Source organism: Pyxidicoccus xibeiensis, from assembly GCF_024198175.1.
Lineage (GTDB): Bacteria > Myxococcota > Myxococcia > Myxococcales > Myxococcaceae > Myxococcus > Myxococcus xibeiensis.
Genome location: NZ_JAJVKV010000001.1, coordinates 915,440 through 928,138, shown reverse-complemented (window position 1 = coordinate 928,138; position 12,699 = coordinate 915,440). Strand labels below are relative to the sequence as shown.

Annotated in this window: 9 protein-coding genes; 5 read left to right on the top strand and 4 right to left on the bottom strand. The window is 71.3% G+C overall.

Annotated features, from left to right (window positions below; genetic code table 11):
• Positions 1-55: 55 nt before the first annotated feature.
• On the bottom strand, positions 56-2,572 hold the full coding sequence (locus tag LXT23_RS03680) for an efflux RND transporter permease subunit (RefSeq protein WP_253978661.1): 2,517 nt from the start codon (positions 2,570-2,572) through the stop codon (positions 56-58).
• Between the two features lie 403 nt (positions 2,573-2,975).
• Here LXT23_RS03680 and LXT23_RS03675 point away from each other — a divergent pair, with 403 nt between their 5' ends.
• Both LXT23_RS03675 and LXT23_RS03670 read left to right on the top strand, forming a co-directional pair.
• Positions 2,976-5,453, top strand: coding sequence for an efflux RND transporter permease subunit (locus tag LXT23_RS03675; protein ID WP_253978660.1), 2,478 nt, complete (start codon positions 2,976-2,978; stop codon positions 5,451-5,453).
• 139 nt (positions 5,454-5,592) lie between these two features.
• Complete coding sequence (locus LXT23_RS03670; RefSeq protein ID WP_253978659.1) at positions 5,593-5,865, top strand: hypothetical protein; 273 nt, start codon at positions 5,593-5,595, stop codon at positions 5,863-5,865.
• 7 nt (positions 5,866-5,872) lie between these two features.
• Here the strand turns inward: LXT23_RS03670 and LXT23_RS03665 are convergent, their stop codons facing one another.
• On the bottom strand, positions 5,873-6,910 hold the full coding sequence (locus LXT23_RS03665; protein WP_253978658.1) for an LLM class flavin-dependent oxidoreductase: 1,038 nt from the start codon (positions 6,908-6,910) through the stop codon (positions 5,873-5,875).
• A gap of 89 nt (positions 6,911-6,999) precedes the next feature.
• Positions 7,000-7,836: a hypothetical protein gene (locus tag LXT23_RS03660; protein ID WP_253978657.1), complete on the bottom strand. Its 837-nt coding sequence runs from the start codon at positions 7,834-7,836 to the stop codon at positions 7,000-7,002.
• Between the two features lie 361 nt (positions 7,837-8,197).
• On the opposite strand from LXT23_RS03660, the gene LXT23_RS03655 reads away from it, so the two are divergent.
• On the top strand, positions 8,198-9,124 hold the full coding sequence (locus LXT23_RS03655) for an NAD(P)/FAD-dependent oxidoreductase (protein WP_253978656.1): 927 nt from the start codon (positions 8,198-8,200) through the stop codon (positions 9,122-9,124).
• 91 nt (positions 9,125-9,215) lie between these two features.
• Complete coding sequence (locus tag LXT23_RS03650) at positions 9,216-9,602, top strand: VOC family protein (protein ID WP_253978655.1); 387 nt, start codon at positions 9,216-9,218, stop codon at positions 9,600-9,602.
• A gap of 43 nt (positions 9,603-9,645) precedes the next feature.
• Here the strand turns inward: LXT23_RS03650 and LXT23_RS03645 are convergent, their stop codons facing one another.
• On the bottom strand, positions 9,646-11,583 hold the full coding sequence (locus LXT23_RS03645) for a lysyl oxidase family protein (protein ID WP_253978654.1): 1,938 nt from the start codon (positions 11,581-11,583) through the stop codon (positions 9,646-9,648).
• Between the two features lie 135 nt (positions 11,584-11,718).
• Here LXT23_RS03645 and LXT23_RS03640 point away from each other — a divergent pair, with 135 nt between their 5' ends.
• Positions 11,719-12,603, top strand: coding sequence for an AraC family transcriptional regulator (locus LXT23_RS03640; RefSeq protein ID WP_253978653.1), 885 nt, complete (start codon positions 11,719-11,721; stop codon positions 12,601-12,603).
• The last annotated feature ends 96 nt before the right edge of the window (positions 12,604-12,699 follow it).

The following is a 12,699-nucleotide window of genomic DNA, read 5'->3' as shown; positions in this document are numbered from 1 at the left end:
CGTTGCCTCCCTTTTGTTGGGTGTTCGTCCTTCAGTCGTTCACTGCTTCAGTGCGTCAGCTCGCATGCGTGGCGTGCTCGGGCCCCTCCGGTGTCGGCCGCCGGGCCAGCCGCGCGCGGTGGCGGCGCAGGCGGCGCTCGGACAGCACGAGCAGCAGGGCGGGGAAGGCCACCAGCATGATGAGCAGGTTGGTGCCGAAGCCCAGGTTGGCCAGCGCGCCAATGGAGTTGAGGCCCGGGTGGTCCGCGAGGAAGAGCGCGCCGAAGCCCACCGCGCTCGTCAGCAGGCCGCCGGTAATCGCCCGGCCCGTCTCCGAGTACACCGCCACGAAGTCACTGCCCGGCGACGCCAGGCGCGTCAGGAGATGGACGCCCGCGTCCACCGTGGTGCCGATGAGCACCGGGATGACGAGGATGTTGAGGTAGTTGAACTCCAGCCCCATCAGCGGCATCAGCCCCAGCAGGGCCAGCAGCGACACCACCGTGGGCGTCAGGCACAGGAGCGCCAGCCGCAGCCCGCCCAGCGTGGCCCACATGGCCAGCAGCACCGCCAGCGTCGCACCGCCCAGGATGAGCGGCGCCTCGTGCGTCACCATCTCCAGGATGTCCGCCAGCACCATGGGCTCGCCCGCTGCGGACAGGCGCTCGCCGCCGGGCAGCTGCACGCCGCGCACCTCGCGCGCCAGCGAGCGGATGGCCGCGCCGTCCGCGAGGCTCACCGCTGGGTACACCAGCACGAAGCCGCTCTGCCCGTTGCCCACGCCCTGGAACTGCTGGCGCACGCTGGGCGGAAGGTCCGTGGCCGCGTAAGGCGCGGCCTCCGCCTGCCGGCGCAGCTCCACCAGGTCCGCGCGCTGCTCGGGTGACAGCCGCTCCTCCGGCACGTCCGCCACCAACCGCGACAGCTCCTGGAGCAGGGCCTGCTTCTCGCGCTGCCGCTCCGGGACGAGCGACGACAGCGAGGCCACGAAGTCGATGGTGGATGCGTCTCCCCGGGCGCGCTGGCGGGCCTGGAGCTCGCGCACCACCGCCTGCTCCTCCTCGGGCGTGTCCGTCAGCATCACCACCGGCGACTGCGAGTAGCCGATGATGCGGTTGACCTCCCGGTCCAGGACGAAGGAGCGCAGGCCCTGGTCCTCGAGCGCGCCGAAGTCGTAGTCGAAGCGCAGCCCGGGCAGCTGCGTCAGCAGCGCGAAGAGCAGGGCCGCCGACGCGGCGGTGAGCACGCCGCGGCGCCGCACCAGCAGGCGGCCCATGGGCGCCTCCGGGGTGACGACGGCCCCGCGTCCCGGCTTCCAGCCCCAGCGCGACGCCAGCCCCAGCAGCGCCGGCAGCACCAGCACGTACGAGACGATGAGCACCAGCATGCCGAGGCCGGCGATGACGCCGAACTCGCGGAACGCCCTGAAGCGCGACGTGCCCAGCACGAAGAACGTCAGCGCCGCCACCAGCGCGGACACCAGCGCCGCGCCGCCCGTGTGTGTGAAGGACTCGCGCGTGGCCGCCTCCGACGACTCACCCTGGCCGCGCAGGTGCAGGTAGCGTCCCAAGAGGTGGATGCCGTGCTCGATGCCGAGGCCGCCGAGGATGGCGCCCAAAAAGCCTGTCAGCAGATTCACCTGCCCGTACAGCACGGCCACCAGCCCGTACGTCCACGCGAGGCCCGCGCCCACCGGCGTCAGCACCAGCCCCACCGCCAGCACGCCGCGGAAGTGCAGCACCAGGTAGAGGAGCATCAGCGCCAGCGCCACCGCCGAGGACACCGCGATGTCGCGCGCAATCTGCCCCTGCTGGTCCAGCTTCTTCTGGAAGGTGCCGGTGATTTCCGTCCGGAAGCCGGGCCCGTACTGCGACAGGTCCTGCGCGGCGAGCAGCCCCTGCACCTCGTCGATGATGCGGCGCGAGAAGGCGAGGTCCGCCGAGGACGTCTCCGGCTTGGCCAGCAGCACCACGCGGCGCGCGGCCGGGTCCAGGTAGTAGTCGCTCTCATTGGAGGACAGCCGCTGCCCCGCGCTGGTGCCGTACTTCGCCTCCAGGTCGGAGAAGTCCAGCGACGGCGGCTCCTCCTCCAGCAGGTCCACGTAGAGCGGGTTGGCCTGCCGCCGCTCCCATGCGAGGCGCGCCTCCAGCCGGCGGTGCACCTCCTTCAGGTCCTCCTCCGACAGGAAGTAGAGCGCCCTGTCGCGGAAGAAGGCGCTGGGCCGCTTCGACTCCACGTAGCGGATGCCGGGCAGCGCCTCCAACCGCGGCGTCAGGTCGTCCGCGAAGCGCTGCAGCGACTCGGCGTCCCCACCCTCGCCCACCACCACCACCCAGCCGAGCGCCCCGAAGCGGCGCTCCATCTCCCGCACGTCCTGGACGCTCTGGAAGGACTCCGGCAGCAGGTCCACCAGGTTGGCGTTGAGCGACAGGCCGCGGGCGAGCAGGCCTCCCACCGCCGCCAGCACCACCGCCAGCAGCAGGGCCCGCGCGGGCCGGCGGTGGTTGTGGGCAGCCACGGCGCCCAGGGTGCGCTCCACACGCACCATCCACTTCCGCTCCGCGTGCGCCGGTGTCTTCGCCGTGGGTTCCATCGCTCGCCGCGCGGACCGCCTTCCGGAGCCACCGGCCCGTCCGGTGGTGCGGAGGGTGGAGCGGCCTGCCCTCCCTCGGGTGCCCGCTGGCGCAGGCTCCTTGTCGCGGGGCAACGTGCCCACTCCAGGGGGGCGTTGCAGTCCGCGCCGCCTGCCCGTCTGCCCACCGGGAGGGCGGTACGGGCCCGGCTGATGGACGCGATACGCGGGTCTCACGGGGGCTCGCTCCGCCCGTGAAGTGGGCCATGCAGACAGGCGGGCAATGGCGTGGCGGCCCCGTTAATCAGGACAGGTCATTCGCAGCCTTACTTTCCGCCTTCCGGCATAAACGCGTTGACTCGACGGTTTGCGCGTGCCCAAGGTGGCGGGCGATTCCGCCAGTCAACACAGCAGGTGTCGCAACATGGGTGAGAAGCGTTGGTCGGAGCGGTTCGAGGGGGCGATGGGGCGCCTGGCCGCGAGGAACCATCGGCGGCCCTTCCAGGCGCTGCTCGTGGCGCTGCTGCTGACCTTGCTGGGCGGCTACTTCGCCAGGACGCTCACGCTGAACGCGGACTTCGTCGGCCTGCTGCCGAAGAACTTCCCGAGCGTCCAGGACATCGACAAGCTGCGAAAGCGCTTCGGTGGCCAGGGCAACGTGGTGGTGGTGGGCATGGGCGCGGAGCCCGAGGCCCTCAAGCGCTTCGCGGATGACCTGGCGCCGAAGCTCGGGACGCTCTCCGAGATTCGCTACGTCTCCCACCAGCGTCCCCGTGCCTTCTTCGAAGAGCACTCGCTGTACTACGTGGACGTGCCGGACCTGAAGCTCATCCAGCAGCGCATCGACGCGCGCATCGCCTGGGAGAAGGAGCAGGCCAACCCGCTCTTCGTCCGCCTGGACGACGCGCCCGCGCCGTCCGTGGACTTCTCCGACATCGAGTCGAAGTACACCGGCGGCGCCAACCAGCGCCTCTCCGGCACGGGAGACCTGTACTACCTGGACCCGACGGAGCGGATGGTGGTGCTGATGGCGAAGCCGCGGGGCAGCGCGGCGGACCTGAACTACTCCAAGAAGGTGGTGGGCCAGGTGGAGGACTTCCTGGCCACGCAGGACCTGTCGAAGTACGGGCCGGGCTTCAAGACGGCGGTGACGGGGACCTTCAAGAAGAAGATAGACCAGCAGCGCGTCATCATCGGGGACCTGGCGAGCGCGTCCACGCTGGCCATGGTGCTGCTGATTGCGTACCTGGCGTTCCACTTCCGCAGCGCGCTGTCGGTGGGCTTCACCATGGTGCCGGTGCTGGCGGGCCTGGGCTGGACGTACGGCTTCGTGGGGCTGGCCTACGGGCAGGTGAATCTGCTGACGGGCTTCCTGGCGGCGGTGCTGGGCGGCCTGGGCGTGGAGCACGGCATCCACCTCTTGGGGCGCTACGGCACGCTGCGCTCGGAGGGGATGAAGAGCGAGGACGCGGTGGCGGAGTCCTTCCGTCACACGGGCTTCTCCGCGCTCATCGCGGCCATGGTGGCGGCGCTCACCTTCCTCAGCCTGGCCATGTCGGAGTTCAGGGCGTTCCGAGAGTTCGGCATCATCGCGGCGGTGGGCATGCTGGTGAGCATCGGCGCGTACCTGCTGCTGCTGCCGGCGATGCTGGGGCTGGCGTCGCGCTTCAACTGGACGCCGCGGGTGCACCAGGGCTCGTCCGGGCCGCTGGGCCTGCTGGCGCGGTGGCTGCCGCGCTCGTACCGGGGCGTGGGGCTGGTGGTGGGCGTGGGCGTGCTGGCGCTGGTGTCCCAGGCGTATCGCGTGTCCTTCAACTACGACTCGCGCACGCTGGAGGACTACAAGCAGGCGTCGGCGGTGCTGGACCAGAAGGTGAACAACATCCTGGGCTACTCGCAGACGCCGGTGGTGGTGCTGACGGACTCGCAGGAGGCGGAGCGCGAGGTGGTGCGCCAGCTGGAGGCGCGCAAGGCGGCGCGTGGCAAGGAGTCCACCATCGACTTCGTGAGCGCGCTGGAGGACCTGGTGCCCCGGCAGCAGGAGGAGAAGCAGGCCATCCTCCAGGCGATTGGGACGAAGCTCTCGAAGCTGGACCCGGAGCGGCTGCCGGAGGACACGCGCGCCTCGCTGACGCGCGCGCTGAGCCTGACGAAGGCGAAGCCCTTCACGCAGGAGGACCTGCCCACCAACGTGCGGCACCAGTTCGAGAGCCTGGATGGGAGCACGGGCGGCGTGGTGCTGGTGTACGCGGGCGGCGGGGTGAGCCTGTCGGACGGCGAGGGCACGCGGCGCTTCGCGAAGGAGGTGCGCGGCCTGCAGATGTCGGACGGCAGTCAGGTGTCCGCGGCGGGTGAGGCGCTCATCCTGGCGGACATCCTGGACATGGTGTCCCGCGAGGGCCCGCGCATCCTCGTGGCGGCGGTGCTCAGCGTGCTGGCGGCGATGTGGCTGACGCTGGGCAGGCTGCGCACGGCGCTCATCTGCATGGTGCCCACGCTGCTGTCCGTCGTCGGCCTGGTGGGCCTGATGTCGATTCTGGGCCTGCAGTTCAACTACCTGAACATCATGGTGCTGCCGGTGCTCATCGGCACCACGGTGGACGCGGGCGTGCACCTGGTGCAGCGGCTGGGCGAGCCGGGCGCGGACTTCATCTCCGTGTATGGGGAGACGGGCCGGGCGATTACGGGCGGCCTGCTGACGAGCGCCATCGGCTTCGTGGCGCTCATCCTGGCGAAGCACCCCGGCCTCAACTCGATTGGCGACCTGGCCAACCTGGGCTTCGGCATCAACCTGGTCATCGTGCTGCTGGGCTTCCCGGCGCTGCTGCTGATGGTGGAGCGCTGGCGGCGCCGGCACGGCGTGGAGCCGGAGCAGGCCGAGGAGCCCGCGCCGGAGGCGTAGAGGCTCCGGGCCCTGGAGACGCCGGCGCCGGAGGCGTAGAGGCTCCGGGCCCTGGCCCGCTCGCGTGTCCCTGGGTATGAAGTGCCTGGGAGGTCACCGCGGCCGTGGCGGTGACCCTGACGATTGGCGAGGTAGGGCCATGATGCGCGAGACGATGCGGAGCGGTGGGCGGCGGTGGCTGGTGGCGGCGGTGCTGATGACCGTGGCGGGCTGTAGCCACGGCAGCAAGAAGGACGAGGAGAAGGCGGGCGACACGCGCTGCCCCGAGTCCCGCAACCTCACCTGTGTCGCCGGCACGGACTGCACCGTGGACCGCGAGCGCGGCTGCGAGACGTGCCAGTGCTCCAGAGGGGATGCGCTGTCCCCCACGGACCAGCGCGTGCCCGAGAGCATGCGGCCCCGCTCCTTCTGACGGCTGGTCAGCGCGCCTCTTCGGTGGGCGCGGTGCCACCGAGCGTCGGGTCCGCGGCGAGCGCGTCCCGGACGTGGGCCACGATTTCGAACGAGTGCAGGCGCGCGGTGTGGTCGTAGGCCTGCGCCGTCACCATCAGCTCGTCCACACCGGTCTGCTGGAGGAAGGCCTTCACGCCGTGGCGCACGGTGTCGGGCGTGCCGACGACCGTGTAGGCCAGGGCATGCTCGGTGCCCGCGCGCTCCAGCTCCGACCAGCGCCCCTCCATGCTGTCCACGGGGGGCAGGAGGGGCCCCGGGGTGCCGCGCCGCAGGGCGACGAACTGCTGCTGAATGGAGGTGGCCATGCGGCGGGCCTCCTCCTCCGTGTCCGCCGCGAAGACGTTGAGGCCGGCCATGGCGTAGGGCCGCTCGAGGTAGCGCGACGGCCGGAACTGGCTCCGGTAGACGCGCAGCGCCGTCATCAATTGGTCGGGCGCGAAGTGTGAGGCAAAGGCGAACGGCAGGCCGAGCGCCGCCGCGAGCTGCGCGCTGAAGGTGCTGGAGCCCAGCAGCCAGACGGGCACCTCCAGGCCCGCACCCGGCACCGCGCGGACGGCCTGGCCCGGCGTGACGGGCTCGAAGTAGCCCAGCAGCTCCATGACATCCTGCGGGAAGGAGTCCGAGCTGCCCGCGAGGTCCCGGCGCAGCGCCATGGCGGTGCGCGGGTCCGTGCCCGGCGCGCGCCCCAGGCCCAGGTCGATGCGGCCGGGGAAGAGCGCCTCCAGCGTGCCGAACTGCTCGGCGATGACCAGCGGCGAGTGGTTGGGGAGCATGATGCCGCCGGCGCCCACGCGGATGGTGGAGGTGCCCTCGGCGACGTAGCCGATGACGACCGAGGTCGCCGCGCTGGCGATGCCCGTCATGTTGTGGTGCTCGGCCAGCCAGAAGCGCTGGTAGCCCCACCGCTCCGCGTGCCGCGCGAGGTCCCGGCTGTTGCGCAGGGCCTGGGTGGCCGTGCTGCCCTGGGTAATCGGAGAGAGGTCGAGGATGGAGAAGGGAATCATGGCCACGCCTTTGGGCTGAACCCCTCATGTCTAAGCACCTGGGAGCGGGCGCGCTGTCCGTTCGGCTGGCTGCCCCGCTCCTGGAGGACTCAGCAGAGCACCGCGTAGTCCGCCGGGCGGAGGAGCAGCCGCCACCGGTCGCCGTCGCGGAAGAGCAGCCCGATGAGGGTCTGCGCCTTGATGCCCACGCGGACCAGGTACAGGTCTTCGGTGCCGGAGCGCAGCGTGGCCACCCACTCCGTGGCGGGGCTGGCGTAGTCCTCGAAGCTGGCCACGAGCAGGCGCGTGTCCGCGTACAGCAGCGAGCCCCCGATGGGGCACGTCAGTCGGGTGAAGGGCGGCTGCCGCTCCTGGCTGCACGTGCTCAGCCGGAGGCGGGGCGAGAAGAAGTCCGGGCCCAGGTCGCTGCTCGCGAGCACCGCGTCGCCGTCCCCCGCGGGCGCCCAGCGGTAGCCCCTGGGAGGCACGTCCGCGGGAATGAGGTGGGGCCCGGTCCGCTCCTCCACGGGCACCTCGAAGCTCGCCGAGGACCAGCGCCCGGCCGAGGGCGGCTCCATGGGCACGACGGGGGAGGGGGCGCTCAGCTGGCCCTGGACGCGGCCGGCCAGGGCGGTGAGCCCTTCGCCGATGTCCCCGGTGCCGGGCTCCTGTGTGTACACGCCCACGGTGTGGCAGGTGGGCCTCTCCTCGGTGAGCTGCACGCAGACGGGCTCCGTGCGCTTCAGCAGGGCTGGGGCCAGGCCCTTCTTCCCGAGGACGGTCATCACCGCGAGCCGGGTCTTCACGTCCTTGGGCGCCTTCTCTCCCAGGATGACCCGGAACGTGCGGCCCCGCTGGTCCTCCAGCTGATACGGCGCGGTCCACCGCTCCGCGGCGGAGGCCCCGAGCGAGGCCAGCGTGAGTCCGAGCACCAGGGCGTTGCGCATGACGTCCTCCATATCCCGAACGGACTGCAAGGGATGTTCCTGTCCGGAGGCGGGGAAAGCCGTGGCCGCCGGGCCGCGCTTCCATCGCCCGGCTGCTCCGCGCGTCTCCGGGCTTCCGGGACAGGGGACCCGACGATGCGCCGATTCCGCGTGAAGCCGCGCCTGCTGGCCGAGGCGACCCGAGGATGCGCCGATTCCGCGTGAAGCCGCGCCCTCCCGGCGCGGTGGGCTGGCGAATAGCAATTCCCAATGAAGACGCGGACGGCGGACACCTCGGAGCTTCGGACGCCCGGACCGGAGGGTGGGGAGCGGTGGACGCGGCGCGAGGCATTGGCCCTGGCGGGCCTGGAGGGCTGACGACATGGAACGGATGGCGAAGGTGGACGCGGTGGTGGTGGGTGGTGGCCCGGCGGGAATGAATGCGGCGCTGATGCTGGGACGCGGGCGCAAGAAGGTGCTGCTGTGCGACTCGGGCCCGCCCCGGAACGCGGCGGCGGTGCAGATTCATGGCTTCGTCACCCGCGACGGCACCCCGCCGCAGGAGTTCCGGCGCATCGGCCGCGAGCAGCTCCGGCCGTATGACGTGGAGGTCCGCGAGGTGCGCGTGGAGGGCATCGAGCAGGTGGGCTCGGGCTTCCGCGTGGCGCTGGAGGGCGGCGGCGAGGTGGAGACCCGGCGCGTGCTGCTCGCCACCGGCATGGTGGACGTGCTGCCGGAGGTGCCCGGCTATAGGGACTTGTGGGGCAAGGCCATCTTCCAGTGCCCGTACTGCCACGGCTGGGAAATCCAGGACCGGCAGTGGGGCGTGATTGCGCCCAACGAGCACATGGTCGACTTCGGCCTGTTCCTCACCGGGTGGACCCGCGACGTGGTGGTCTTCACCGAGGGCGCCTTCGCGGTGCCCGCCGACAAGCGCGCACAGCTGGAGCGCGCGGGAGTCCGGCTGGAGGCGCGGCGCATCCGTGCGCTCATTCCCGCGGCGGACGGGGACGTGCTCGCGGCGCTGGAGCTGGAGGACGGGACTCGCGTGCCCCGGGAGTTCCTCTTCGCCCGGCCGCCCCAGCGTCAGGTCGGGCTGGTGCAGTCGCTGGGGCTCGCCCTGGATGAGCAGGGCTACGTCAAGGTGAACGAGCAGAAGGAGACCTCCATCCCCGGCATCTACGCGGCGGGAGACCTGACCACCTGGCTGCAGGGCGCCATCATGTCCGCGTCGGCCGGCGCCATCGTTGGGGCCATGCTGAACCACGGGCTGAACCTGGAGAACGCGGGCGCCGCGCACGCGGGCTGAGTGGGCGTCATGGCCCTGGGGTTGTCGAGTGCCATCCCACTGCTGTTCTGGCTGCGGCGGCGCCTGTTCGCGGCATGAATAGGATGCCGTCATGTCCAACAGAGACGTGTTCCCCATCATCAACTGCCGGGACATCCTCGCCGCCCGGGAGTTCTACCGGGCCGTCTTCGGCGGCACGCAGAACTACCAGTTCCCCGAGGAGGGCACGCCCGCGTTCCTCACGCTCAAAGTGGGCACCGGGACGATTGGCCTCGGCGTCGGCACCGAGCCCGCCATGTACGGCGAGACACCGCTGCCGGCGACGGGGCATGCCATCGACCTGTGCCTGTATGTCGACGACCTCGACGCGGTCGTGGCGGCCGCCGGGCAGCATGGCGGCGCGGTCCCCGTCCCCCCACGGGACATGCCGTGGGGCGAGCGCGTGGCCTACGTGCGGGACCCCGAGGGCACCCTGCTGCTCGTCATCCAGGGCAGTTGAGCTGCCAGGCCGGCGGCGCATGTCATGGCGCGGTGGCACGGCCCTACGGCAGCACGGTCACCGTGTCACCGCTCAGGCGGAACCGGACAGACACCTGGTTGGGCAGGTCTCCTTCCTCCTCGATGACGTCCTTCTCGTCCACGCCCACGTCGATGGCGTACTCGCCATCCGCCACGTCGGTGATGTCCAGCCACTGGCACGGCGTCTCGGAGCTGTAGACGTCCGACCAGCCCGGGGAGATGCCCGTCCGGGGGAAGTAGTCGGTGAACGACGGCGCGTCCGTGCAGTAGCGCGTGAAGTCCACCATGTAGAAGCCCTGCTTGCGGCCCACCGAGGTGAGCGTTCCGCCCGCGTCGCGCAGCGCGTAGCTGGCGAAGTCGATGAGGTGGTCATGCCCGTGGCACTCGTCGAAGACGAACAGGTCCGGGCGCTCGGTGGGGGAGGGGACGATGGCCGAGCCCCGGCCCATGTTGACGATGGACGAGGTGAAGCGCAGCAGGCGCCGGTTGCCCGCGGCGACGCACCCCTCCAGCACCTCGCAGGCCTCCGCCGCGAAGGTGCGCCGCTCCACGTAGAGCGTCCGCGCGAGCACGTCCGCGTCCACCGTGAGGTCCGCCTTCCCATTCTCCAGGTCCACCTCCAGGTCGCAGGACTTCGCCTCGGGCAGATGGGGCGGTGACTCCGGCGTGGCCGGCACCTCGCCGCCGCCGAGAATCCACACCCGGCCCGTGCCCTTGCCGTACTCCCTGGGCGTGAGCCCCACCACCAGGTCGTCGTGGCCATCTCCGTTCATGTCCCCGGGGGCCGCTACCGCCATGGCGGTGAAGATTTCGAGGCTGGCCGGCAGGTAGCGGTCTGCCCGAGGCCAGGCCCACACCGGCCGCAGCGGGCCGGAGACGTGCTCGGTGGGAGCGAAGAGGTACAGCCGCGAGGTGGCCCCCATCACGAAGTCGTGGGCCTGGCCGTCGCCTGTCACGTCTCCCACCGTGACGATGGGGGCGCCGAGGCCGAAGAAGGCGGCGTCGTCCAGCAGCCGCCACGCTGGCGTGGAGGAGAAGCCACCTTCCGCCTGGGACAGGTGCAGCCGGGTCTCGCCCAGGCCGGTCAGGAAGAGGTCCGGCCGCCCATCTCCGCTCACGTCCGGGAGCGCCGCCGAGCCCTCGGCGGGGATGGACCAGGTCGGCGCCACGGTGAGCGGGCCCTCACAGGCGAGCGCGCTGCCCGGCTTGCAGCCGAGGTAGAGCTGGAGGTTGCCCTCCCCGTCCGGCACCAGCAGGTCCTGGGCGCCATCCAGGTTGGTGTCGCCCACGATGCGCCCCGAGGTGCCCGGGAGCGTCCTCACGATGGAGAACGTCCCTTCCGGGCCGCGCTGGTAGACGCGCACGAGCCCGGTCGCGAGGTCCGGATTCACCAGCTCATGCAGCCCGTCCCCATCCAGGTCCACGAGCCGCGAGGGCTGGAAGAAGCCATCGCCCGGGACCCGGAACAGCGGCTCGGAGAAGACCCGCGTCAGGTCCGCCTGGCCGGCGTAGAGCTGGATTCCGTACCTGCCGCTGACGAGCACGTCCGCGTAGGCGTCTCCATTGAGGTTGCCCACGCTCACGGTGAGGTTGGAGCCGTTGGTGCGCGGGTGGGAGTTCCGCCACGACAGCTCCGCGGTGACGGGCTGCTTGGAGTAGTAGGTATCCGCTCCCTCGAATATCGAGATGCGCCCCGGGTCCCGGCTGATGAGCAGGCAGGGAGGGGAGGCGACGAGGAGGTCCTTGCGGCCGTCTCCGTCCACGTCCCCCAGCGCCACGGACCTGCCGAAGCAGGCCCCTTCGTGCGCGGGGTCTCCGTTCACCGCCCACAGTGGCGTCTCGGAGAGCAGGGGCCTGGGAGGCTCCTCCACCGGAGGAGGGGGTGGCTCCTCGTCGCTCGAGCAGGCTCCCAGCGCCGCCACTGCGAGGACTGCTGCCGTCAACACTCGTGCGACCTTCATGCCCACCTCTCCCGGAGTCCTTGGAAGAGATGACGGTATTCCCCGCCTGTTTTCCTCACGGAGAATGGTTGTCACCGGGAAGCATCTGTCCCAGGAGGCATGGCGCGCTTGACCTGTGTCCGCTAGGACAGGGTCATGTCGCACGCGCCGCATCCACACGTCTTCCCACCCCTGCATGACTTCGAGCGCGAGGGGCTGCCCATCTGGGTGGAGCGGCTGCGCGGGAAGCCCCAGGGGCATGAGCGGGGCCCCTCGGCCGTCCACACCTACGCCGTCGTGATTCTGGTGACGCGGGGTGAGTCCAAGATGCGGCACGCGGGCGAGCTGGTGCTGCGCGCCGGAGACGTCCACCTCATCCCTCCGGGGGACGCGCATCGCGGCGGGGCCTCGGACGCGGAGGGCTGGGGCGTCGCCTTCCGGCCCGAGGTGCTGGCCGGAGGCGTGCCGGGAGAGGAGCGCGAGGGCGCCTCCCGGCTCGGGCCGCTGCTGCGGGTGCGCGAGGGGTGTCACCCCGTGCTGCGCCCCACGCTGACACAGCGCCGGCGGCTCGCGCGGTGGATACGGCTGCTGGCGGACGAGGTGGGCCGCAAGGAGCGCGGCAGCCACGAGGCCTCCATCTCCCTGCTGCGGCTGGTGCTCATCGAGCTGGAGCGCATCTCGGCGCCCACCGCCACGAATGAGTCTCCGTCGGTGGGGCTGAGCCGCAAGGCGCTCACCTTCATCGAGACGCACTGCCTGGAGCCGCTGTCGCTGGCGAAGGTGGCGCGCGCGGTGGAGCGCTCGTCCGCGCACGTGGCGGGCGTGGTGCGGCAGGAGACGGGCCGCACCGTGGGCGAGTGGATTCTGGAGTGCCGGATGGCCGAGGCCCGGCGCCGGCTGCGCGGCACCGACGAGCGCGTGGACATCATCGCCGAGCGGGTGGGGTACGCGGACGTGACGCACTTCATCCGCCTCTTCCGGCGCGTCCACGGCGTCACCCCGGCCGCGTGGCGGCGCCGGATGCAGGCTCCGGGGGCCTGAGGGGCCCGGCGGGCCAACTGTGTGGCTGCGGGCCTTCGCCGAGAAGGCCCGCGTGCGCAGTGCTGTTGCTCGACTTCGTCGGCTCAGGGGCGCTCT

Coding starts and splice junctions, on each gene's coding strand:
- LXT23_RS03680 (WP_253978661.1), bottom strand. CDS start 2,572: ATGGAACCCACGGCGAAGACACCGGCGCACGCGGAGCGGAAGTGGATG.
- LXT23_RS03675 (WP_253978660.1), top strand. CDS start 2,976: ATGGGTGAGAAGCGTTGGTCGGAGCGGTTCGAGGGGGCGATGGGGCGC.
- LXT23_RS03670 (WP_253978659.1), top strand. CDS start 5,593: ATGATGCGCGAGACGATGCGGAGCGGTGGGCGGCGGTGGCTGGTGGCG.
- LXT23_RS03665 (WP_253978658.1), bottom strand. CDS start 6,910: ATGATTCCCTTCTCCATCCTCGACCTCTCTCCGATTACCCAGGGCAGC.
- LXT23_RS03660 (WP_253978657.1), bottom strand. CDS start 7,836: ATGCGCAACGCCCTGGTGCTCGGACTCACGCTGGCCTCGCTCGGGGCC.
- LXT23_RS03655 (WP_253978656.1), top strand. CDS start 8,198: ATGGAACGGATGGCGAAGGTGGACGCGGTGGTGGTGGGTGGTGGCCCG.
- LXT23_RS03650 (WP_253978655.1), top strand. CDS start 9,216: ATGTCCAACAGAGACGTGTTCCCCATCATCAACTGCCGGGACATCCTC.
- LXT23_RS03645 (WP_253978654.1), bottom strand. CDS start 11,583: ATGAAGGTCGCACGAGTGTTGACGGCAGCAGTCCTCGCAGTGGCGGCG.
- LXT23_RS03640 (WP_253978653.1), top strand. CDS start 11,719: ATGTCGCACGCGCCGCATCCACACGTCTTCCCACCCCTGCATGACTTC.